Origin of the sequence: Pseudomonas paraveronii (assembly GCF_963681955.1) — a bacterium.
Classification (GTDB): domain Bacteria; phylum Pseudomonadota; class Gammaproteobacteria; order Pseudomonadales; family Pseudomonadaceae; genus Aquipseudomonas; species Aquipseudomonas paraveronii.
The window spans coordinates 3,116,929-3,139,989 of record NZ_OY817130.1 but is presented as its reverse complement, the minus strand read 5'-3'; the positions used below and the strand labels follow the sequence as shown (position 1 = coordinate 3,139,989).

Sequence of the window (23,061 nt, the reverse complement as noted above, 5' to 3'; positions counted from 1 at the left end):
CTATGGCAGGATCAACTTGGAGACGGCGGTGAGCATTTGCGCCGGCTGAAAGGGCTTGACCATCCACGCCTTGGCACCGGAAGCCTGGCCTTGCTGCTTCATCGCATCACTGGCTTCGGTGGTCAGCATGATGACCGGGGTGAACTTGTAGGCCGGCAGCAGTTTGGCGGCCTTGACGAAGCTGAAGCCGTCCATGTTCGGCATGTTCACGTCACTGACAATCAGGTGGATTTTGCGTCCATCCAGCTTGCTCAGTGCATCTCTGCCATCACAGCCTTCGATCACGTCGTAACCCGCGCCTTTGAGCGTGATGCTCACCACCTGCCGGATGGAGGCCGAGTCGTCGACAATCAGAATGGTTTTGCTCATCGGAAAAGCTCCTCTAGAAAAAGGTGATTTCGCTGGAATCAGCCTTGGCGTGCGTCTTACCGCCATGGATCGAGTGTTGCTCCGGCATGGTGTAGGCCGTTGAGAGCTCTTGCAGCCAACGATCACTGACCATCGGGGTCAGGGCATGCCCGCTCAGGCTCGATGCCTGGCGCTCGTCCAATTGCTGCTGCAGCTTGTCCAGGTCGCGGGTAATCAGCGTCAACATCTGGCTGACGCGGTCCTGAAACTGCAGGGCGACCAGCACCTGGGCAATCTCGTCGGCGACGTTGGCGCTCTGCTGCTGCAAGTCATGGCTGTTGCGCACGATGGTTTGGGCGGTACCGCGAAAATGTTCGATGACCTGCGAGACCACGCGCTCCGAATCCGCGAGGGTCAAGGTGTCTTGTTCGGCGTGGTGGCGGGACATTTGCACTGTGCGGGCGATGGCCGCGTTGACGGTATTGACGGTGTCACTGATCTTGCGCCCGGTCTCGCCGGACATGCTCGACAACTTGCGCACTTCATCGGCAACTACCGCAAAACCTCGCCCTGCCTCACCGGCTCGGGCGGCTTCGATGGCAGCGTTGAGGGCAAGCAGGTTGGTTTGGCTGGCGATGTCACCGACGAACTTGGCCATCTGCTGAAGTTGCTCGGTGAAGCCGGAGAGTTGCAGGACTTCTTTGAGTTCGTTCTCTTTATTCGAGAGCGCGGAGCGCAGGGCCAGAACGATGGAGTTGAGGTCATGCTGGCCGACTTCCAGCAAGTCGACCAATTGTTGGGAAGCGTCTTGCCCGCCGTTGCTGGCTACGCTGTTGCTGATGTTTGATGACAGCGTGCCAAAACGTTCGCTGAGCTTGAGGATGGAGGTTTCGCTGATCAGTCGAGCCGCTTCTATCTGTCTGGACCAGATCGGAAGTACGCTCAGACACACATCTGCCAAGCCGTTATCGACGGCCAATGTCGCCGAGGCCTCTGCCGGTTGATCGAGCTGCTGGCGCAGTCGGACCCAGTGCGCCTGGTAGCACCTGTTTGCCCAAAGGCCCAGGCCGATACACAACGCCAACAACACGCTCCCCGCCCCTACCGCCCACGCGCTGAAACCATTGCTGTAAGCGACCGCCAGCCCACCGAGCAGACCGGCCAAGGCCACGGGAAACAGTGTCAAAGCAGCCGAGGGGGGTGTGGTCTGTTCGTTCACGGTCTGTCTCCCAGTCAAAGCATCTCATCACCGGTTGATCGGCAGTTGGATTGCTTGAGGAGGATGATGGCCCAGTAATGGCACTCCAGCCATCAGACCATCCCTATTCTGGGGTAGGGATACCGGGAACCCGGGTAGGAAAATCCCTACCCGAGGGTGCTGACTACGAAATCCCCAGGGTCATGGCGAAGCGAACAATGTCCGCCGTAGAGCTGAAGCCCATTTTTTCCATGAGCCGAGTCTTGTGGGTACTGACCGTCTTGTTGCTGATGACCAACTGCTCGGCAATCTGGTTGACGCTCATGCCATGAGCCAGCAAGCGCAGAATCTGGAACTCGCGATCGGACAGGCTTTCAACGTAGGTCTGTTGCTTCAAGCCGCTGCTCTGCAGGGCAATCTGCTCCGCCAGCCCAGGGTCCAGGTAACGTTGACCGCTGACCACGCGGCGCATGGCAATCAACAGGGTCTCGGGGTCGCGGTCCTTGGTCAGGTAGCCGAGCGCACCGGCGCGCAGTGCGCGTTGCGCGATGTGGATTTCGTTATGCATGCTCAACACCAGGATCGGCAGATTCGGGTACTGGGCATGCAGGCGGGCAATCAGAATTTCGCCGCTGATACCTGGCATATTCATGTCGAGTAGCAGCAGGTCGATCTCGACCTGGCGCAACAGTTCGATCACTTGCGCTCCACTCTCGGCCTCGGCCACCACTTGGACGTCGGCGACCAGCATGAACAACTGCTTGAGCCCTTCGCGCATGATGGTGTGGTCATCGGCAATCAGCATGCGAATCATCAATACGTATCCTTGTGCATCGGAATGAACGCCTGCACCGTAGTGCCCTGTCCGGGATGGCTGAAAATGATGACTTTGCCGCCCAACATCAGGCCGCGTTCACGCATCCCCGCCAACCCCAAGGTCTGGCGGGTGACTGCGTCCGGGTCAAACCCCTTGCCGTTATCCTGGACCTCCAGCAGCCAGTGCGTTTCCTGCGGGCTCAGGGTGACGCTGACCTGTGTCGCTTCGGCGTAGCGCGCAATATTGGTCAACGACTCCTGCACGATGCGAAACGCGGCGGTGGCGTGCGTATCGGGGAGCGTCAGGGGAATCAAAGGCAGGTGCAACACGCAGGGAACCTGGGTCAAGGTGACGAATTCGGTTGTCAGCCATTCAAGGCCGGAGACCAGTCCCAGGTTCAAGGCGGACGGCCGCAGACTGGTAGAGACATCGCGCACGACCTGGATCGTCTTATCGGTCAGCACCATCAGCCGCTCGACCTGCGGGGTCAGCTCAGGTGTAGAGGCGCCGAACTGAAACCTCAGCAGCGATATCCCCATGCGCAGTGCCGTCAGGTGCTGGCCCAGCTCGTCATGGATCTCCCTGGCGATCAGTTTGCGCTCCTCTTCCCGCGCCGTTTCGCGGCGGGTCGACAGATCGCGCAATTGTGCATTGGAATTGGCCAGGCGCCGCTCGGCAGCGCGCAGTTTGGAAATGTCGCGCCCCACCGCCAGCACACTCACGACCCGCTGGCCGTCGACCTCCGGCACAAAGTGGATCAGCACCACTTTGGGTGCGGCCTTCAACCCCGAGAGCAGAAACTCTTGCTCGGTCGCTTTATTTTCCTGAATCACTTGGGCCACCAATTCGCGAAACAGCTGAGATTGGTGGTTCAGGGGCGCCACCGCATCCATGGGCATTCCCATCAGTTCCGGCCAGGCCCCGCCCACCCATTTGCGCAGTTGCGCATTGACGTAGAGCACCTCGCCATGAGCACTCAGACGAGCGATAGCATCCGGGCTGTTTTCGACCAGCGCGCTGATATCGTGCTGGCGTCCGAGTTCTTTCTGCCTGGCCCTTGTCAACAGGGTAATGTCGCGACTGATCACCAATATCTGCGGAGCCACACGTCCCGAATCCGCTACCGGCACCAGCGTAAAGTGCAGTTGACGAACTTCGTTGCGAAGCATCACGCCCTCATCGGACTCAACCACCCGCCCGGCGCTCGTGCATTGCTCGCACAGCGCCTGGATTTTTTGCGCGCTCAACCGACCAAAGATCGGCTCCAGGGGCTCACCGATAACATCGGCATGAGCTTTGCCCAGCGCGCGTAACAACGCGGGGTTGACCTCGACACAGCGCAGGCAACCGACCGCCGTCATTTCCAGCAGGCAAAGCATGTCCAGGGTATGGTCGAAAATGTCACGATAACGACGCTCGCGCTCGCGGAGTAACGACTCTGATTGCCAGCGTTCGATCGCAATCGCCGCAATGTGACACGTCTGGCGCACGCGCAGCATGTCGCTCTCATCCGGCCCGGTGCCGGGAGACTGGGACAACTCGAAAGTACCGAGGAGGTGTCCTTGCTTGTCCACAATCGGTTCGGACCAGCCGGCAGCAGACGCCTTACTCACCACAGCGCCAGTGCCGAGCTGCACCCTGCAGGACCGGTGGGGCAAGGCCAATTGCAGATAACCCACAAGGAGCCCCAGCGTTTCCTCCAGGGGGGCACCCATCGACATTTTTTCGAAAATGCCCAAGCGCGCATCTTCCAGGACTTGTTGCTTGCGCAACTCCGTAATGTCATGGGCCAGCGCCAGCACGCCGACCACCTCGCCTGTCGGACTGCGCTCGGCCGTCAGGCTGACCGCACAACTGACAGACTCGGTACTGTCCGCGAAGGTCCAACTGTCCAGGAATTGCGCCGTTTCGCCCGTCGCGACGACATGGCGCAGTTGGTTGAGATACTCACCCGCGTCCGCGCCAGGGCTGGCGCCTATCGACTCGTCATAAGACATACCGGTCAAGAGCAAAAATGTCGGGTTGACGTAAGTGCGCAGCAGGTTGCGATCGTAACGAACAATGATGTTGGGAGAGTTTTCTGCGAGGGTGAGAAATTTGAGTTCGCTGCCCATCAGCGTTTCGCGAAGCTGCCAGTTTTCGGTGATGTCCTCCAGTTGGGACACAAAGCAGGTCGGCTGCCCTTGATCGTCGCGTACCAACCCCACGGTCAACCGCACCCACACCACCCGTCCGTCGCGGTGGATATAGCGTTTATGCAATGTAGCCCCAGACCTTGCACCGCGCTTGAGTTCGTCGATCAACTGCTTGCCGACCTCGCGGTCTTCGGGGTGGGTCAGAGCCATGAACGTGGTGGTTTGCAACTGCGCTTCGCTATACCCAAGCAGCCTGCAAATGACGCCATTGGCCCGTAGCCAACGACCGTCCAGCGACACCAGCGCCAGGCCGGTGCCGGAGGAATCGAAAATCGACCTGAGCGGAATCTGCGAGTAGCTTTCGGTATCGGATTGCGCGGCCAACGGTCCCTGGCGGGCAATGACCTCGACAATAAAATAATCCTCGCGCCACAGCGTCAAGGTGATGTCCAGCCCGCACGCCTCCCTGCTCTGCGCCGAAAAACCAGCTCGCGTTTTCGCCGCTGCCTGTTCCAGCGCCGCGTAAAAAACGCCATGGTCTTCAGACCGCAGGAGGGCGATAAACTCGCCGCCCGCGGCCGGAGAAACACCATTTTGAATGTGCAGATGTGAGAACGCGCGATTGCCAGCGACAACCCGAGCGGCTCGGTCCAGCGCCACAACCGCAACTGACAGACAGCCGAGCACGCTCTCGAGGGTTCGCAACGTATCGTCGTCAACCATTGCCAGTGTGTCGCGAGCCATACGTCCTTGTACCTCGGTCTTTGACAGTGCTTAAGAATATTTGAAAGGCGTGCAAAACGCCTGGCAACCTTCTACACAGCGCTGGAAGTCGGAAACGACTGAACATTGATCTTTCTAGGAGAATAGAACCCTTCAATCGCGATTAACCGCCAACTTGTATATATCGTTTTGAGTGTGGCCTCAGACTCACTACTGGTTCTTTGCTCGAACTGTAGCTCAATCTCAAGCTTCAAAGAACTACGGCACGATAGAAGAGAAGGCAACCGACGCGAGCGACAGCCGGCACTGCTCGCCGAAGAGTGCCACGGCAGGCCGCCGACGCGCAGACTTTTGAGCGATCGAGCGAATGAAAAAAAATGATATCACAATGATATCATCGTCTGATACCTTTGAGCAGAACCAAGCAATTGCGAGGGTCATCGCGCCGATCTCAATCGTCGATGAACATCGTCAATAGAAATGAAAAAAACGGGTTAATACCCTGGTAGGACTGGCGAAGGGCCGCGGCTACAGAGTCGTTGTTGCGCGCGCTTTATATAACGCCCTTCCTCCACTGGCCGACGAGCGATTATATAAATCATCAGTGCAAGATGACTGCCATTACTTAGCGCCCCTGTAGAACTGAACTATTTTGCCACTGGCCGACGACTGACCGGTTGTGTGCTCAAGTTGATCTTGGCCTGGGCCGATAGGGTTGTGAGAAGGATCGATGCTTACTGATTCAGGGAGGAACTTATGTCGTCATACGGCAACTTGCAGCCCCCTTCCTCAGGCGGGTGCTTTTCTCCGCTTACCGCTCATACCCGCCGCCGGCGGTGTGTGAGCCCCGCTATTGCGCGACTCGCGCCCCGAGCCTGCGTCAGAACGACGGGCGATGGCCAATGAAGTAGCGACCATCCCCAGCAGACGAGTCAACGTCAATCAACCCGCCGACAACCAGGAAACGCGCCCGGCGTGCACCCGGGCAGACCGCTGTTTATTCGTTGAACGATAGCAATCCCGGCAATTCAGCCGACCGCACCGCACATGGAGAGGCCTTTCAATGAAATGGTTCTACGATTTAAGAATAGCCACCAAGCTCATCACGTCGTTTTTGCTGGTGTTGGTGCTGACGGCCCTGACGGGCGGGTTCGCCATCATCCAGTTGGGCCTGGTCAACGAGACTGCCACTGAGATGCGCGACAACTGGTTGCCCTCAGTGCGGGTTGCCTCCGGCATGCGTTTTTTTGTCGCCAACTATCGGATCAAGGAACTGCGCCATCTGATGGCCGACAGTCCGGCGGAACAGACGCAATATGAACAGGAGGCCGTCGATGCCCGCAAGGAAGTCGATACCCGCATGGCGCGCTATGAAAAAGAGCTGATCGCAGGCCCGGCTGATCAGGCGTTGCTCGATACATTCAAGAACGATTGGAACAACTACCTCAATACCAGCAAGAACCTGTTGGCCGAGTCCCGACTGGGTGCGAAGGAACAGACCAACGCCATTCTCAAAGGGGACTCGAAACGCGACTTCGAACAAGTCGCCAGCGACCTGGTAAAAATTATCGACTTCAACGACGCCGGGGCGACGGCCGCCAATCAACGCGGTAACGAAATCTATGCGAATGCGCGACTGTCAATCATCGCCGCAGTACTCGTGGCCCTGCTGGTGGGCATCGCGCTGGCGTTGTTTATTTCACGCATCATTTCCAACCCGCTGAGAAGGGCCGTGGATGTCGCCAGCCAACTGGCCGAAGGTAACCTGGCCGTGAAGATCGAAGGGGGCTCCAGGGACGAAACCGGGCAGGTGCTCACGGCGATGCAGGCAATGGTCGGCAAGCTTTCGCAGATTATCGGTGAGGTGCGCAATGCCGCCGACGGTCTGGCCAGCGCGTCGGACGAAGTCAGCGCTACAGCCCAGTCCATCAGCCAGACCACCAGCCAACAAGCTGCAAGCGTCGAAGAAACCAGCGCGTCTATCGAACAAATGAGTGCCAGCATCAACCAGAACACCGAGAACGCCAAGATAACCGACGGCATGGCCAGCAAGGCGGCCAAGGAAGCCGGGGACGGAGGCGACTCGGTTCAGCAGACGGTCCAGGCGATGAAAAAAATCGCGCAACGCATCAGCATCATCGATGACATCGCCTACCAGACCAACTTGCTGGCCTTGAACGCAGCGATTGAAGCGGCGCGAGCCGGCGAACATGGCAAGGGCTTCGCAGTGGTAGCGGCCGAAGTGCGCAAACTGGCCGAGCGCAGCCAGGTGGCCGCGCTGGAAATAGGCGAGCTATCCACCAGCAGTGTCGAAATGGCCGAACGGGCGGGCCGTCTGCTTGGCGAGATGCTGCCTTCGATCAACAAGACCTCCGATCTGGTCCAGGAGATCACGGCCGCCTCCGAAGAACAGGCAGCCGGCGTGTCGCAGATCAATTCGGCAATGAACCAACTCAACCAGGTCACGCAGCAAAATGCCTCCAGCAGCGAGGAGCTCGCTTCTACCGCCGAAGAAATGAGTACCCAGGCCGAACAGTTGCAGCAGTCCATGAGCTTTTTCACACTGGAGGCGGGTGATCGGGCATCGAACGTCACACTTGCCAAGCCTAGCCCGGCAAGCAGCGTATCGCGCGCGGTGGCGCGGGCACCGCGAGCGGTCCAGCAGAAAAACTTCCTCAAGAGCGCAGGCCCCGACGAAAGCGAGTTCACGCGATTTTAAGCGCCAACCGGACGCGATGCTTTTTCATGCAGGAGAGCGACATGGGCGCGTTAACCAATACCCGACAAACGACTGCGATTCAAAAGCAGGAGGCGCAGTACCTGACGCTCCTGCTCGGCGGCGAAATGTTCGCCATAGATATCCTGGGTATCAAGGAAATCATCGAGTACGGGCACGTGACCCCGGTGCCGATGATGCCCGACTTCGTGCGCGGCGTGCTCAATCTGCGAGGTGCCGTGGTGCCGGTGCTGGACCTCAAGGCACGGTTCGGGCAGCCGTGCACGAAGGTGACTCGACGCAGCTGCGTAGTGATCCTCGAAGCCAGCAGTGAAGACCGCCAGCCCCAGGATATCGGGCTTCTGGTGGACAGTGTGTCAGAGGTACTGGCAATTCCGGCGGACGAGATCGAGCCCCCTCCCAGCTTTGGCGCGCGCATTCGCCCTGACTTTATCAGCGGCATGGCAAAGGTCGCCGGCAAGTTCGTCATCGTGTTGCAGGTGGACAAGGTGTTATCCGTGGATGAAATATCTCAACTGGCGGACGCCGGCGACAGCCCCACCCTCCAGGACCAGTGAGCCACGAACAAGGAGTTCGGATTGAAACAGATCAATCTTGAAGATCGCGAATTCACCCAGTTCCAGTCCTGGCTCTATGGCGCGGCGGGCATCCACTTGTCCCCCATGAAAAAGGCCCTGGTTGCCGGACGTCTGTTCAAGCGCCTGCAGTTCCATGAGCTGGAAAGCTACGGCGCGTATTTCAAAATGATAATGGGCAAGGAGAACCCCGACGAGCTGCAGTTTGCCCTGGACCTGTTGACCACCAACGAAACGTATTTCTTTCGTGAACCCAAGCACTTCGAGTTCCTGCGCGAGCGGGTATTGCCCTTCGCATCGCCAGGCAAGACCTTCAGGGTGTGGAGCGCGGCCAGCTCCTCCGGCGAAGAACCTTACAGCCTGGCGATGACCCTTGCCGAACACCTGCGCAGCACGCCCTGGGAGGTCATCGGATCGGATATCAGCACCCAGGTCCTGGCCAAGGCCCGGAACGGGCATTACCCGATGGAACGCGCGAACAGACTGCCGCTACCCTTGCTCAGTCGATACTGCCTCAAGGGCATTGGCCGGCAGGAAGGCACCTTCCTGATCGACAAAACCCTGCGCCACCGGGTCAGTTTCGTTCAAGTCAACCTGATCGAGACCCTGCCCAAACTGGGCGAATTCGATGTGATTTTCCTGCGCAACGTGATGATTTACTTTGATCAGGAGACCAAGCGAAAAGTGGTCAGCCGCCTCCTCCCATTTCTGCGACGGGGCGGCTATTTCATGATCAGTCATTCGGAAAGCCTGAACGGCGTCAGCGATGCGCTCAAGCTGGTGGTGCCTTCGATTTATCAAAAGCCATGAGCTTCAACTGAAGTTGCGTGGTGGCACTGAGGTGATAGCCCGATCGCACGCAAATTTTCATTCTATTCGCTAATGCGCGCCTTCGGGTTGTCACGGTCACGCAGCACATTCTGCGTGTCCAAAGCCTCATCGAGGGTGCGCTGAAGCTCTTCATCATTCCAGGGCTTGCTGATGTAGCGGAAAATATACCCGTCGCTGATTGCCTGGGTGATCATGCTCATGTCGGCATAACCGGTCAGCAGGATATTCATGCACGCCGGATCGCGCTTATGCACCTCCCGCAGTAGGGTCGGACCGTCCATAAACGGCATGCGCGCGTCGCAGATAATCATGTCTATAGGGTGCAGTTCGAAAAGCCTCAGCGCCTGCGCCCCACTGGTGGCCAGCAGCAAGTCGTAAGGCTTGCCGCGCAGCAAGCGGCGCAGGCTGTTGAGGATACTTTCTTCGTCGTCCACCAGCATGACGGTGTGGCGTTTTTCGCTCAAGGAAGTGGTGTCCATGATCAGCTACCTTCAACAGCAGAGGCCAATTGGGCCTGTACCAGGGGCTGGCGCAATGGCAACCATGCGTGAAAGCAACTACCCCTGCCCGGCTCACTTCTGACGGTGAGCCTTCCATGGTGTTTGACCATAATGCTGTACGACAGCGACAGGCCAAGACCCGATCCCATGCCCACCGGTTTGGTTGTGAAGAACGGTTCGAATATCCGGTTCTGGATTTCCAGCGGGATGCCATGACCGTTGTCGGTGATCTCGACGAAAACGCCGCCGTCTTCCCTGCCACTGCTGATGATGATTTCGCCGTCGGCGCCGACGGCATGGCTGGCATTGATGAGCAGGTTCAGGAAAACCTGATTGATCTGTGATCCCATGCACTCGATGGGTTCGATATCGCCGTAGTTCTTGATGACCTGAGCCTTGAACTTGATCTCGTTCCAGATAACGTTGAGGGTGCTATCCAGCCCCTTGTGCAGATCGGCCAACTGCCATTCGTAACTGTCGACATGGGAGAACTCGCGCAGGTCCTTGACTATACGAGTGACGCGGTCCAGCCCGTCGACCGATTCGGTGAGCAATTCGTCGATGTCCTGACGCATGAAATTGTAATCCGCCTTGTCCCGCATGGCCGCGATCTCAGGATGAGCATGGGCATGCGTTTCGTCACTGGCCTGCTCATAGGCATCGAGCAGCGCGAAAATATCCACGAGGTAACGGCGCAGGCTGTTGACGTTGGAGCAAACAAAGCCAATCGGGTTATTGATCTCGTGGGCCACCCCCGCAGCCAGTTGCCCTATCGCCGCCATCTTCTCGGACTGCAGCAACTGCGCCTGGGCGTCTTCGAGCCGTGCGATAAGCAGTGCCTGGGCGCTCTTTTCCTCTTCTAGCAACTCGTTAAGGTGCGTCAGTTCGAGTTGGCGGGCCGCGGTGTCGGTCGTATCACTGATCGCTAGGCCTACACCCAGACTGCCGCCATCGGCGTCCTGCACGGGGAAGAAGGTGCAGTTCTGATACATGTGCCGGACCATGCCGCTGATGGGCCGGGTGCTTTCGAAATTGAATAGGTGCGGCCGTTGCTGCCAGGAGGTAAAAGCAAAGTTTTGCAGCGTGAAGACACTGTTGATCTTCTGCCGGGTCCAGACCTCCGGCAGCTCCGGAAACGCTTCGAACAGCGTGCGACCCACCAGCTCCTGGGCACTGCGGCCGCTATTGATGGACATAAAGTTGTTAGAGAACAGCACCTTGCAGTCCTGATCGACGAGCAGCACGCCCATATTGATCGCCTTGAGCATCGACTCAAGGGTTTCCCGGGAAATTGCCTTGTTGTCTGTCATGAAGACGCCCTTTTCAAAGCTCGTAAAGCAAACGATCGATCGCCCGAATGACAACACCGGCTGTGCGTTCGGTGATGCAGATCAGCAGGTCGCACGAGAATTGATGAGCCTGAACCTCGAAGCGGATTTCTAACACCATCGCAAGGTGTTCGTTCAGGTTCAATTCATCCAGTGCGTTCGTGGGCTCTTCTCTGTGGACCAGAATCGACGGCGCGTCATAGCTCACTTGTATCGCCACCTGCCTGGCCAGGCCACTGATGCAGGCGCCGGACAGGATGTTGGTGACATCTAACATGAGCTCTTCCTGCTGCGCAGGGCCGTCGTCGTTATAGCCCAGCAGCTCGGCCAGCTTATCGGCCCCCATTGAGCCAAAGCACACGAACACCTCGCCGCGTAACTCACCCAGAAAAGACTGGCGGGTGACAATCATGAAGCGTCGGCGAAGATGCTCCGGAATCGACAGTTTGTTCTGTTCGCGGATCAGCGGGTGAATGAACGGAACCGAAAGCGTAACCATGGTGTTGGTCAGCAGGGCCAGTCGCTCGGCGGCCTGCCCCATGGCAATATTCATCAGTTCCTGCAGGGCATCACGTTGGTCTTCGGTGAGCGCGGCCAAGGTTTCCATCACAGCACTCCTATGAGGTGCAATGCATCGAGTACAGCTTCAGCCGTAACGGGCTTGGCGACGAATGCAGCAGCGCCCAGCTCGAATACTCGCTGCCTGGCCAGCGGCTGGATGTCTGCGCTGATCACTACGACCACCACGTTGGCGTCTTCACGCTTGAGGGCTTCTAGCGTCTGGAAGCCGTCCATGACCGGCATGGTCAGGTCGAGAAACAGCAGCTCCACCAAACCGGCGTGATACGCCTCCATCACCTCGGCACCATTACAGGCCTGGCGAATATCTTCGGTCAGTGATTCTGGCAGGGATCGCAAGACCAGCTTGCGGGACATGGATGAGTCATCGGCGATTAGCACTTTCATGGCGCACTCCACATTTATGAAGTGTCCCGCAGCCTCGGTCGAGGCCGCAGAAACTAAGATTCGTCAGAATCTTTTAACCACTCTAGCCTGAAGAATATCAAAGAGCCATCAGCCAATGCGGATACTGCCCGATTGATTTGAGACGCATGTAGGGCATTCCCTACAAGATGCCTGGCCAAGCCCGAAAACGCGCTATCCCAAACCTCTGACCGCCTCGATCATCTTGACCAGGACGGCCTGCGCATCGCCGTACACCATGTTGCAGTTTTCTGCGTAAAACAGCTGATTCTGAATACCGGCATAACCCTTGCCCTCCCCGCGCTTGACCACATACACGTGATGAGCCTTGTCCACATCAAGGATCGGCATGCCATAGATGGGCGATGCTTTGTCGTTGCGCGCGGCGGGGTTGACCACGTCGTTGGCGCCGATCACTAGCACCACATCGGTGTCGGCGAAATCGCTATTGATGTCATCCAACTGGAATATCAGGTCGTAAGGCACGCCGGCCTCGGCCAGTAACACGTCCATTTGTCCCGGCATACGCCCCGCTACCGGGTGTACCGCGAATCGCACAAGCACGCCGTGGGCTTGCAACAACTTCACGAACTCGTAGAGCTTTTGTTGCCCCTGCGCGACGGCCAGGCCATAGCCGGGCACGATGATGACTTTATTGGCGTAACGCATGGCGACGCCTGCATCACTCGCCGCCGTCGGCTTGAGCTCACCCACGATCGCTGCGCCTTTACGAACCGGCTGATCGCCAAAACGTGCAAACAGCACATGCGCGACCGTGCGGTTCATGGCTTTGGCCATCAGCAATGTGAGCAGTACGCCAGCGGCGCCAACCAGCATGCCGGCGATCATCATGGCCGGAACCTGCAACACAAAGCCTTCAAGGCCGACCGCCAGTCCGGTGAAGGCGTTGTAGATGGAGATAACCACCGGCATGTCGGCACCGCCGATGGGCAACGTCATCAGCACCCCAAACAACAACGCACAGCCGAAGAACACACCGATCAACCACAGGACGTCGTTTAACGAACCGTGTGCGGCCTGCATGACGACCATCAGCCAAGCGCCTACACCGAGCGTCACCAGCATCAGCAGCGCGTTGATCAGTTGCAGGCCTTTCATGCGCAATGGCTTGTTGATGCGGCCATCCAACTTGGCCCAGGCAATCAAGGAACCCGATAACGAGATAGCGCCGATCAACGCGCCAAACAACGTGCCGGCCAATGCGCAAAGGTCGAACACTCGATTCCCGAACAACTCCATGGCGGCGATCGCGGCGGCGGCGCCCCCGCCCATGCCGTTGTATATCGCGACCATCTGCGGCATAGCGGTCATTGCCGCCTTGCGCCCGCTCCACCACGCTGCACCACCGCCCAACAGCAGCGCGCCGAGCGCGAGGCTGACGTTGACAGGCAAATGTGGACGGGCCGCCTCACTCACGGAGAATGCATAGAGAAAACTCACGATGACGGCCGCCGCCATGCCCCAACCGGCGACATGAATGCCACCGGCCGCCGTGACGGGCGAAGACATGCGCCACAACCCGAAAATCAGTAGAAAAGCCGCGAAGAAATACACCAGCCCGATCAGCCACTGCGACGTCATAATCAACATGATCAAACCTCAAGCCTTTTCAGGTTTCCGGGTGGCAGAGTGATGAGCTTTACGCCGCTTGGGCTCCGGCGCGCTGGTCTGGAACATCGCCAGCATCCGGCCAGTGACGGCATAGCCGCCTGCGGCATTCCCCGCCCCCAGCAACACCGCGACAAAACCGGCCGCTTGTTCCGGCACGCTTGCGGCATCGAGCAGACCGATAAGCCCGCCGATCACCACGATGCCATGGATGAAATTCGAGCCCGACATTAACGGCGTGTGCAAAATGGCCGGGACCCGCCCGATGATGACCCAGCCGGCAAACGCGGCGAGCATGAAAATATAAAGCCCGACGAAGCCAACACTGTTCATGAGGCCTTCTCCTGGGTTGCGGCATCCGTTGGGTTCAGCGAATGCATGAGTTTGCCGGCGTGGGTGAGTACCGTTTGCGCCAGAATCTGATCGTCCCAGTCGATGCTGATGACGTTGTTCTTCAACATCAGCGCCAACAGGTTGAATTGATTTTTCGCATACAGCAGGCTGGCGTCCTGGCTCAAGGATGAGGGCAGATTCAACGGCGCCATCAGGGTTACCTGACCGATCGTGACGGTCTGTCCGGGCACGCAGCCTTCGCAATTGCCGCCGCCTTCGGCGCCAAGATCGACGATCACCGCGCCAGGCTTCATCCCGGCAAGCTGTGCGGCACTGACCAGGCGCGGCGAGGGCCGCCCCGGCACTGCGGCGGTGGTAATGACCAGGTCCGCTTGTTGGATATGCTCAGTCAAGACTTGAGCGACTTGCGTTTTTTCTGCGTCGCTCAACTCCCGCGCATAACCGCCTTTGCCTCGCGCATCGACCCCCACATCGACAAAGTTGGCGCCCAGGGATCTGGCCTGCTCCGCGGTTTCCGGGCGCACATCGTAGCCCTCTACCACGGCGCCCAAGCGATGCGCGGTCGCGATGGCCTCCAGCCCCGCCACGCCCAATCCCAGGACCAACACCCGCGCCGGCCCCACGATACCCGCCGCCGTGGTGACTTTTGGCAGGATGCGAGACATCTGCACCGAGCCCAGTTGGACCGCATAGTACCCAGACAACGCCGATTGACTGGACAGCGCATCCATCGACTGGGCTCGCGTGATGCGCGGCAGGCGCTCCATGGCAAAACACGTGACTTGGCGCTCCAATAAACGTTGCACCAAGGCCGGATTCTTCTGCGCATACACAAAACACAGGAGTACTGACCCAGGCTTCATCTTGCCTACGACCTCAAGCGAAGGCGCCTGCACCGCGAGAAGCACATCGGCCTCATGCAGCCACTGTCCGCCGCTGGACACGAACAACACGTCCGAATACGCCGCGTCCGGCAAAAAACTCGCTTCACCCGCCCCCGACTGCATATGAAGTTTTGCCCCTAAAGCACTTAACTTCGCGCAGAGGCCAGGCACGAGTGCCACACGGCGTTCGTGCGGGTGGGTTTCTTTCAGCACAGCCACATTGACGTACATTGCGCGCTCCATTGAAGGCGCCCGCGTATCGCCGGGCACCCGGAATGTAAAAAAGACAAGGCTTCAGACGGGCGCTTGAGCCGACACGTAACGCACGAGTTTTTTATTGACGAACTGCTGGATCCCCATGTCGCCCAGCTCGCGTCCATAGCCTGAGTCCTTGATGCCGCCAAAGGGCAACTCGGCATCGCTCCAGCTAATGTTGTTGATAAACATCATCCCGGTCTCAACGCGACTGGCCACACGACGCCCCCTGTCCAGGTCGCGTGTGAACACCGAGCCGCCCAGGCCAAAGTCGGAGTCGTTTGCCAAGGCGATTGCAGCGTCTTCGTCCTTGACCCGGAAAAACAGCGCCACCGGGCCGAAGAACTCATCCCGGAACGCCGGGTTTTCAGGGGCGATATCGGTGAGAATGGTCGGCGTCATAAAGGCGCCGGGGCGATCGATACGTGTGCCCCCCAGCAGAATCCTGGCACCGTGATCGGTCGCCGTGCGAACCTGCCCGAGCAACTGCACTAATGCCGCTTCCGAAGACAGCGGGCCCAGGGTCGTCGCTTCTTCCATGGGATCGCCGGGTTTCAGCGCCGCGAGCCCGGCCTGAAAGCCCTTCAGGAAGGCATCGGCGACCTTATCCACGACAATGAAGCGTTTTGCCGCGCAACAGGTCTGCCCGCAGTTATACATCCGCCCCCAGATCGCCCATTTGACGGCCAACTCCAGGTCAGCGTCTTCCAGCACAATGAACGCGTCGCTGCCGCCCAGTTCCATGGAGGACGGCTTCAGGTTCTGTCCGGCCCAGGCCGCCAGGCTGCGGCCGGCGGCGACACTGCCGGTCAGTGCAACCCCACGAACACGCGGGTCATCGACCACCTGTCTGGACTGTTCATGGGAGATCGACAGGTTGGTATAGAGCCCGGCAGGCGCGCCGGCTTCGAGCAGGACTTGCTCAAAGGCCATCGCACATTGAGGCACGCAACCGGCATGCTTGATCACCAGCACGTTGCCTGCCATCAAATGCGGGCCGGCCACGCGAGCCAACTGATAGAAAGGAAAGTTCCACGGTTCGACACCGAAGATCACGCCGATGGGACTGCTCTCCATATGCGCCTCACCTTGGGTCGGGTCAAGCGTTTGCGGGGCCAGGAAGCGTTCAGCGTTTTTAGCGTAGTACGCCATGATGTCGGCGCTGAATTTGACTTCGCCTCGGGCCTCGTTGATTCGCTTGCCCATTTCCAGCGTGATCTTGCGGGCCAGGGCATCGAAGCGCTGATGCATCAATTCACCGGCCTTCGCGATGATCGAGGCGCGCTGGGCATACGTTGTATTTTTCCACGATGCGTAGCACTGCGCTGCGGCCGCCAGTTTGTGCTCCAGTTGCGCAGCCGTCAGGGTATCGAATTGAGCGAGCAACTCGCCGTTGTATGGATTGATAGTCGTATAAGCCATAACGGTTGCCTTCCAATGAGATTGAGTTATCCAACGTCTAACCGGCCACGTTCAGTCGCCGTCTCCATGAACCGGCATTACGTTGGCCTGAATGCATACGAGTGGCTAGCGTCGGAAACTACTTACGTCTCAACCCTTGAGCCCAGGCTAGGGCCTGAAGAGCGGGCACGCTAACGGTGCCATGAGCGCACTTCGATGGTGCAAAGAGCGGTGATGTGAACCGAAAGGCAGCCTGAAGAAGACGCTTGGCGTGAAAGGCCGGCGCGCTCGCAATCAACCGAGGGATTTAGATCTGTCGGGGCTCGGTAAATACTTACATAGATCAATTAAGCCGCCTTACAAACTGCATAGGATTGCGCATCAGGCAATACGACTTTGTGTCTTGTCAGGAGGGGGAATCATGCAAGCCAAGCAATCCATGTCGGAAGAAGTGTTGCCACGTCAGACATCAGGCCCGGCATCGACCTACTGTCCTATCTCCGCTGAACGGTTGTCCGGCATCGATCAGAAACTTCGCCAGACAGCGCAATTGGTTTCACTCATTGTCGGCCAGCTTGAGGCCTGTGAATTCGACCCCGCGACACCGGCGCGCAGGGTGCTTGAACAATTGGATGCCACGGTGGAGAAACTGTTGAGTCGATTCGGGCTCGACCAACCCTCCCCCGCGACAGATTTTGATCGCCATGCAGCTGTGGATTTCCCCATACAGGCGCTCTTCAAGGCATTGGCTCAAGACTTTTTGCCGTTGGCCACCGCGCAGCGCCGCAACCTGCGGATCGTGCCGTGTTCGTCGTGGGTCAGGAGCCTTCCCGATTGCCTCAGGCAACTGTTGAGCGGCCTGATAGCCAACATCATGGACAGTGCCAGTACGCTACGCCTGACGCTGGGCTGCAGGCGCCACCCGGAGTGGCTGAGCATCGAGCTGTGGTTTTCGGGCTGCAAAAGCCGCGACGCCGCGTTGCATATCGTGTCGATGCCGGTCTACGAGGGTTCACTGCCGAGTTCATCTGGCAAGCCCAACCCTCGCCCGATAGCGGAACTCAGCGCGATGCTGGGTTTACAGTTACAGGTCAAAACCTCGCACGAGCGAGGTACGCTCATCTCCATCAGCGTGCCGTTATCCCCATCAGTCGCTCAGCCCTGCGCGCGCAGACAACAGAACGCGCGAGCACTGAGCATGGCTCGCACTTGCCTGCTGTTGATCGTGGAACCGGACGCGCTGCTAGGCGATATGCTCAGTTGCGAATTGGGTTCGCTGGGCTATCGAACAGCAGCGGTCCGCGATAGCGTCGCCGCGTTGGAATGGATCGCGCGTTCGGGCATTCAACCGGACCTGATCCTGACCGAGCATGTGCTCGACCGGTCCTTGGACGGCGTTCAACTCGTGCAAAAGATACGCGATCAATTCAGGCGAACTACACCCGCTGTCATATTGACCGCCGAGACGAAAAAGCAGGTTTCCCATTCAGCCCTGACCGCCGACTGCATGCTCCTTCGCAAACCTGTGAGCCTGAACCTGTTGCGCATCACCCTCGCCAGTGCATTGAGTACACACGCCGCAGTACACGCTGTTCACGCCATGCCCTCTGCGCGCCAACCCGTCATTTACGTGGTGGACGACGACGCCACGCTGCGCAACGACGTGCGCACGGTATTCGAGTCAGAAGGTTACCGGGTGCGCGACTACGGCGGTGCCGAGCAGTTTCTCGACAGCTATACCGCTGATCAACCGGGCTGCCTGATCATTGATGCGCGCCCCTCGGGCATCAGCGGGCTTGAGGTGGTGGCCCGTCTTAAAGCACAGGGCGACGAGTTGCCCATTCTGATGATCAGTAGCAACAGCCGCGTTGCCGATGTCGTCGATGCGATGAAGGCAGGGGTATGCGACTTCATTGAGAAGCCATTTCGTTATCAGCAGCTGTTAACCAGCGTGAAAAAAGCATTGGTCAGTCAAGTCGCCACCGAGAGTACCCAGGTCCTTCGCAAGGCTGCGATTGACCATATCAGCCATCTCACCGCCCGCCAGCGGCAGATTCTGGCGATGGTCCTGGACGGTCATCCGAGCAAAAACATTGCTGCCAACCTAGGGATCAGTCAACGGACAGTGGAAAAGCACCGAGCGCAGATCATGAGCAGGACCGAAGCCAAATCGATTCCCGAACTCGCCCGTATCGCCCTGGCAGCCGGCGAAAAAACCCTCTCGGCGGCTGCCAATGACAAACGCAACGGGCTCATCGGCGGGTAATCGCGGACGGTTATGTCGAACCCGGCGATTCAAGGCCGCTGGGCGACACCATCAGATTGTCGACAACCTTCTGCACACCCGCCGTGCCCGATGCCGTCAACCGCGCCATATCCCGCTCCGGGAGCGATCCGACAACGCCCGAGAGCGTGACTTCCCCGCCCTCCACACGCACGTCGATAGCGTGGGCGTCGATGATGGCCTTGCGTCGAAACGCTGATTCGATATCGGTCTTGATGGTTTGCGCAGAAGCGTGCGTCTTGACCACGATATCGTTACTGATCCCCTTGATCCCCTGCAGATAGCGCACCGCATATCCGGCCGTCTGGCGCTGATGCTCAGAGTCCACTTCTCCGCTGAGCACCAGCCAGCCATCGGCCACGCTGACTTTGACGCGGTGGTCTGCCAGCGAGGTGTTCCATTGCAATGCTGCAACGGCTGCCGCGACGAGATCGCTGTCGGTCCGCACATGACTGGACGGCAGCACGACATCGATCTGGTTGAGCAGATCCACGACACCTGCGACATGTGCGACAGCCTGTTCCGCGTGCCACCGCTCGGCATGACTGGCAACGTTGCCGGTGAGCGTGACGATGCCATCGGCCACTTGAACTAAAATCTGCCCGGCCTTGAGTGCCAGGTCCCAATTCAGTTCTTCGATCACTCGCTGCCTTAGCTTTTCATCGGTATTCATAAAAAAGCTCCAGAGTTTTTCAAAAGTCTCAGTCAGCCAAAGCGTATCGGGTTGCGATGATCTTCAGCAGGTCGGAAAGTACCCATCCCTGGGGAGGGAGCCGCCATTCAAGCCCCGCGCTTTTTGCACTAGACAGGCAGAGGCTGTTCGATCGCCGGCAGTTCGACACTGTCCCGATACTCCGGCACCGACACCGACCAGCCCAGTTCCTGGCTGATGCGCCGGCGCAGCACGTCCGAGGCGTTCGGCTCGCCGTGTACGACGTAGGTGTGTTTCGGCGCCCGCTTGAAGCCACGCAGCCATTGCATGATTTCATCGGCATCGGCATGCGCGGACAGGGTTTGCATGGGCACCACCTCGGCGTTGATCGGCACGTCCTGGCCGTGGATACGCACCGACGGCGCCCCCGCGACAATCTGCGCGCCACGTGTACCGCCGGCCTGAAAGCCCGGCACCAACAGGGTGTTGAGCGGGTTGGGCGCCAGCGCCTTGAGGTGGTGCAGCACCCGCCCGCCGGTGGCCATGCCGCTGGCGGCAATGATGATCGCGGGGGTGCGCTGCTGGTCCAGGTCAATCGACTGTTGCACGGAGCACACAAAGTGCGTGCCATCACACATACCCTGGCAGTCCTCCAGCGACAACCGATGCTCAGAACGAAAGCGCTGGTACAGGCGAGTGACCTCGGTGGCCATCGGGCTGTTGAGGTAAATCGGCAGGTCCGGGATCGCGTGCTGTTGCTTGAGTCGATACAGGTGATACATCAGCAGTTGCGCGCGCCCCACCGCAAACGACGGCACCAGGGTGATGCCGCGCCGCAGCGCGGTGCGGTTGATCACGTCCGCCAGTTGCTGTTCGGGAGGCTCAACGGGGTGTCGACGATCGCCGTAGGTCGATTCCACCAGCAGGTAATCGGTCTGCTCGATGGTTTCCGGGGCGAACATCAAGGGATCGTTCGGCCGCCCCAGGTCGCCGGAACACACCAGCGTGACGCCATCGGCAACCACTTCGACAGTCGCTGCGCCGAGAATATGCCCGGCGTCACGCAGCAGGATGGTCAAGCCCGGCGCGATCGCGACCCGGTGGTGCAGCTCGATCGGCCGCAGCAGCTTCAACGCTCGCTCGGCGTCCTGTTCGGTATAGAGCGGCAGCGCCGGGTCGTGCTTGGAAAAGCCATGCCGGTTGGCGAACTCGGCCTCTTCTTCCTGCAAGCGGCCACTGTCGCGCAGCAGGATTTTCGCCAACTCGCAGGTGGCCGGCGTGGCATACACCGGCCCGCGATAGCCGTTGCGCACCAGTACCGGCAGGTAACCGCTGTGGTCCAGGTGGGCGTGGGTCAACACGATGGCGTGCAGGTCTTGAACCGGCAGGTGGAAGGCGTCCCAGTTGTGCAGGCGCAACTGCTTATAGCCCTGGAACAGGCCGCAATCGATCAGTACGTGCACGTCTCGATGCTCCAACAAGTACTTACTGCCGGTGACCGTGCCGGCCGCGCCCAGAAATGTCATACGCATGGTTGTGTCCTTGATATCTCATGGAATCGGTGGTTTCAGTCAACCCAGGGTGATGGCTTGACGATCATCAAACTGCAGGAGGTGCGGTTCAGCACGCTCTCGGCGGTGCTGCCAATCAGCCGGTCAAGCCTGTCGCGATAGACCGTGCCAAGCACCACCACGTCGAAGGCGTTGCGCCGGGCGAACAAGCTGATCACTTTGTGCGGAATCCCGGTCAGCACATGCTGGTGTTTCTGCTCGACGCCATAGCGTTCGGCGAGTGCGTCGAAGGCCTCCGCCTGCGCGTCGTTGACCGCCTCGCCCAAACTACTCTCCAGGCTCTGGGTCGGCACACTCACGTGGGTATCGCCCACCACCGACCAGTTGCTGACATTGAGCAGGTGCAGTTGCGCATCGCAAGCCAGTGCCAATGTCGACGCCAGTTCGACGACGCGCTCGTTCAGCCCGTATGTCAGTTCTTCAAGGTGCGACAAGTCGATGGCCGCGAGGACTTTCAACGGTTTGGGATGCCTGGCGTCGGTGACCAGGTGCAGGCAGGCCGGACAATCGCGCAACAACAGCCAATCCAAGGGTTGATGGAAGGTCCGGTCAAGCGCCGACACATGCTCGACGTCCTTGATCACCAGGTCGGCATGAAACTCGTTCACATACGCCAGCACCTGCGCCAGGCCGGGTTTGGCCCACATCACTTCACAACTGACCTGCAGCCCCGCGCGCCGTTGAAAGCGCACTTGCTGCTCCAGCCAGTGGCGATGGACCTGCAGGTAGCCCTCCCTGGCCTGGGCCATCGCGTCATGGTCAAGCAACCCCGCCATCACCAGCGACGTGACGTAGTCAAACGCAACAATGTGCAACAACGCACCGGTAGCCTTGGCCAGTGCCTGGGCCCGGTCAAAGGCCGGGGTGCGCGTCATCTCGGAGGGTGCAATCAATAAAACACGTTTGAGTGGCAGCATTAGATACCTCGGCCTGAGCGCGTGTAACCGCCTGACTGCACCCGACTTCCTTGCGAGCAGAGTGGCCCCCTGCGTTGTGACTGAAAAGCATCGGTCGAGTATCTGACGCCACGAAAAGTGCAATCTGATCTTTGTCAACTAATGGCCGGCTTTCACTCAATGAGCGAATCACTCAGGCCTTGTTGATATAGCTCAATAATTTTTCGCGGTGCGGGCGTAGAAACCAGTGAGCGGCCATGTAAGGCCCTCCCTAAGCCACGCATTCGACTGAGGACACCAACATGAGCGACTTGAGTTTGCGCAAAGCCATCATGGAAGAGCTTGAATTCCAACCGCAGATCGATGCAGCCAGCATCGGTGTCGCCGTGGAAAACGGCGTTGTCACGCTCACCGGACATGTCAGTAGTTACGAACAGAAGGTCTGCGCCGAGCGCGCGGTAAAAGGCATCAAAGGCGTGCGTGCAGTGGCCGAGGAGATTCAGGTGCGGCTGCACAAAGGCGCCGGTACCGCAGACGACACCATCGCCTCCCGTGCCCTGAGCATCATCAACTGGAGCGCCGACGTACCGGCGAATGCCGTTAAAGTCATCGTTCAGAACGGCTGGATCACCCTTGAAGGCGAAGTCGACTGGCAGTACCAGAAGGAAGCCGTAGAGAAGGCCGTGCGCAAGTTGTCCGGCGTACTCGGGGTGGATAATCGGCTGACCCTGAGCCCCCGGGTAGACATCGTCGATATCCGCAAGCACATCGAAGATGCGCTCAAACGCAATGCTGAAGTGGACGCCAAGGATATTCACGTCAGGGTCGACGGTGACGTTGTCAGGCTCGACGGCAAGGTTCACCTATGGAGTGAGCGCAAAATCGTGGAACGGGCGGCCTGGTCGGTGCCGGGTGTCATGCGGGTGGAGGATCACCTGTTGCTCGCCTGAAATGATGAA

The 23,061-nt window shown here is 59.0% G+C and carries 19 protein-coding genes and 1 pseudogene; 5 read left to right on the top strand and 15 right to left on the bottom strand.

What is annotated here, in order from left to right; translation table 11 throughout:
- From U5A08_RS14285 to U5A08_RS14270, 4 genes are all read right to left on the bottom strand, one after another.
- The gene (locus tag U5A08_RS14285; RefSeq protein WP_247396048.1) at window positions 1-369 is read right to left on the bottom strand and encodes a response regulator; all 369 of its coding nucleotides are present in this window, start codon (window positions 367-369) and stop codon (window positions 1-3) included.
- A gap of 13 nt (window positions 370-382) precedes the next feature.
- Window positions 383-1,300: a methyl-accepting chemotaxis protein gene (locus U5A08_RS14280; protein ID WP_373423756.1), complete on the bottom strand. Its 918-nt coding sequence runs from the start codon at window positions 1,298-1,300 to the stop codon at window positions 383-385.
- 430 nt (window positions 1,301-1,730) lie between these two features.
- On the bottom strand, window positions 1,731-2,360 hold the full coding sequence (locus tag U5A08_RS14275) for a response regulator (RefSeq protein ID WP_253395801.1): 630 nt from the start codon (window positions 2,358-2,360) through the stop codon (window positions 1,731-1,733).
- Entirely contained in the window at window positions 2,360-5,242 is a 2,883-nt protein-coding gene (locus U5A08_RS14270) for a sensor histidine kinase (RefSeq protein WP_321852084.1), read from the bottom strand. Before U5A08_RS14270 ends, U5A08_RS14275 begins: the two co-directional genes overlap by 1 nt.
- A 1,042-nt stretch (window positions 5,243-6,284) precedes the next feature.
- Between U5A08_RS14270 and U5A08_RS14265 the strand changes: the two genes are divergently transcribed.
- Genes U5A08_RS14265 through U5A08_RS14255 form a run of 3 tightly spaced genes read left to right on the top strand, consistent with a single transcriptional unit; the run spans window position 6,285 to window position 9,343 of the window.
- Window positions 6,285-7,940 carry a methyl-accepting chemotaxis protein gene (locus U5A08_RS14265; RefSeq protein WP_321852082.1) on the top strand — a complete coding sequence of 552 codons (1,656 nt, stop codon included), beginning with the start codon at window positions 6,285-6,287 and terminating at the stop codon, window positions 7,938-7,940.
- A 41-nt stretch (window positions 7,941-7,981) separates the two neighbouring features.
- Window positions 7,982-8,515 carry a chemotaxis protein CheW gene (locus tag U5A08_RS14260; protein WP_253395795.1) on the top strand — a complete coding sequence of 178 codons (534 nt, stop codon included), beginning with the start codon at window positions 7,982-7,984 and terminating at the stop codon, window positions 8,513-8,515.
- 21 nt (window positions 8,516-8,536) lie between these two features.
- Window positions 8,537-9,343, top strand: a complete 807-nt coding sequence (locus U5A08_RS14255) for a CheR family methyltransferase (RefSeq protein WP_321852080.1) — start codon at window positions 8,537-8,539, stop codon at window positions 9,341-9,343.
- Between the two features lie 92 nt (window positions 9,344-9,435).
- Here the strand turns inward: U5A08_RS14255 and U5A08_RS14250 are convergent.
- The 8 genes and pseudogenes from U5A08_RS14250 to U5A08_RS14215 all read right to left on the bottom strand — a co-directional run.
- Window positions 9,436-9,843, bottom strand: a pseudogene (locus tag U5A08_RS14250) (response regulator); the annotation flags it as partial.
- 2 nt (window positions 9,844-9,845) lie between these two features.
- Entirely contained in the window at window positions 9,846-11,174 is a 1,329-nt protein-coding gene (locus tag U5A08_RS14245; protein ID WP_321852079.1) for an ATP-binding protein, read from the bottom strand.
- Between the two features lie 13 nt (window positions 11,175-11,187).
- Window positions 11,188-11,799: a chemotaxis protein CheC gene (locus tag U5A08_RS14240; protein ID WP_253395789.1), complete on the bottom strand. Its 612-nt coding sequence runs from the start codon at window positions 11,797-11,799 to the stop codon at window positions 11,188-11,190.
- Complete coding sequence (locus U5A08_RS14235) at window positions 11,799-12,158, bottom strand: response regulator (RefSeq protein WP_247396059.1); 360 nt, start codon at window positions 12,156-12,158, stop codon at window positions 11,799-11,801. Before U5A08_RS14235 ends, U5A08_RS14240 begins: the two co-directional genes overlap by 1 nt.
- A gap of 192 nt (window positions 12,159-12,350) precedes the next feature.
- A complete protein-coding gene (locus tag U5A08_RS14230) occupies window positions 12,351-13,787 on the bottom strand; it encodes an NAD(P)(+) transhydrogenase (Re/Si-specific) subunit beta (protein ID WP_253395787.1) in 1,437 nt (478 codons plus the stop codon).
- Between the two features lie 9 nt (window positions 13,788-13,796).
- A complete protein-coding gene (locus U5A08_RS14225) occupies window positions 13,797-14,138 on the bottom strand; it encodes an NAD(P) transhydrogenase subunit alpha part 2 (RefSeq protein WP_247396064.1) in 342 nt (113 codons plus the stop codon).
- A complete protein-coding gene (locus U5A08_RS14220) occupies window positions 14,135-15,274 on the bottom strand; it encodes an NAD(P) transhydrogenase subunit alpha (RefSeq protein WP_321852074.1) in 1,140 nt (379 codons plus the stop codon). Before U5A08_RS14220 ends, U5A08_RS14225 begins: the two co-directional genes overlap by 4 nt.
- Window positions 15,275-15,337: 63 nt before the next feature.
- Window positions 15,338-16,720, bottom strand: a complete 1,383-nt coding sequence (locus tag U5A08_RS14215; RefSeq protein ID WP_321852072.1) for an NAD-dependent succinate-semialdehyde dehydrogenase — start codon at window positions 16,718-16,720, stop codon at window positions 15,338-15,340.
- A 400-nt stretch (window positions 16,721-17,120) separates the two neighbouring features.
- Between U5A08_RS14215 and U5A08_RS14210 the strand changes: the two genes are divergently transcribed.
- Entirely contained in the window at window positions 17,121-18,965 is a 1,845-nt protein-coding gene (locus U5A08_RS14210; protein ID WP_321852070.1) for a response regulator, read from the top strand.
- Window positions 18,966-18,975: 10 nt separating this feature from the next.
- Here the strand turns inward: U5A08_RS14210 and U5A08_RS14205 are convergent, their stop codons facing one another.
- The 3 genes from U5A08_RS14205 to U5A08_RS14195 all read right to left on the bottom strand — a co-directional run bounded on the left by U5A08_RS14205 (window position 18,976) and on the right by U5A08_RS14195 (window position 22,123).
- Complete coding sequence (locus U5A08_RS14205; RefSeq protein ID WP_321852068.1) at window positions 18,976-19,656, bottom strand: BON domain-containing protein; 681 nt, start codon at window positions 19,654-19,656, stop codon at window positions 18,976-18,978.
- Between the two features lie 128 nt (window positions 19,657-19,784).
- Window positions 19,785-21,167: an MBL fold metallo-hydrolase RNA specificity domain-containing protein gene (locus U5A08_RS14200; RefSeq protein WP_253395776.1), complete on the bottom strand. Its 1,383-nt coding sequence runs from the start codon at window positions 21,165-21,167 to the stop codon at window positions 19,785-19,787.
- A 35-nt stretch (window positions 21,168-21,202) separates the two neighbouring features.
- Window positions 21,203-22,123, bottom strand: coding sequence for a universal stress protein (locus U5A08_RS14195; protein WP_321852066.1), 921 nt, complete (start codon window positions 22,121-22,123; stop codon window positions 21,203-21,205).
- Window positions 22,124-22,404: 281 nt separating this feature from the next.
- On the opposite strand from U5A08_RS14195, the gene U5A08_RS14190 reads away from it, so the two are divergent.
- Window positions 22,405-23,052: a BON domain-containing protein gene (locus tag U5A08_RS14190; protein WP_253395772.1), complete on the top strand. Its 648-nt coding sequence runs from the start codon at window positions 22,405-22,407 to the stop codon at window positions 23,050-23,052.
- The last annotated feature ends 9 nt before the right edge of the window (window positions 23,053-23,061 follow it).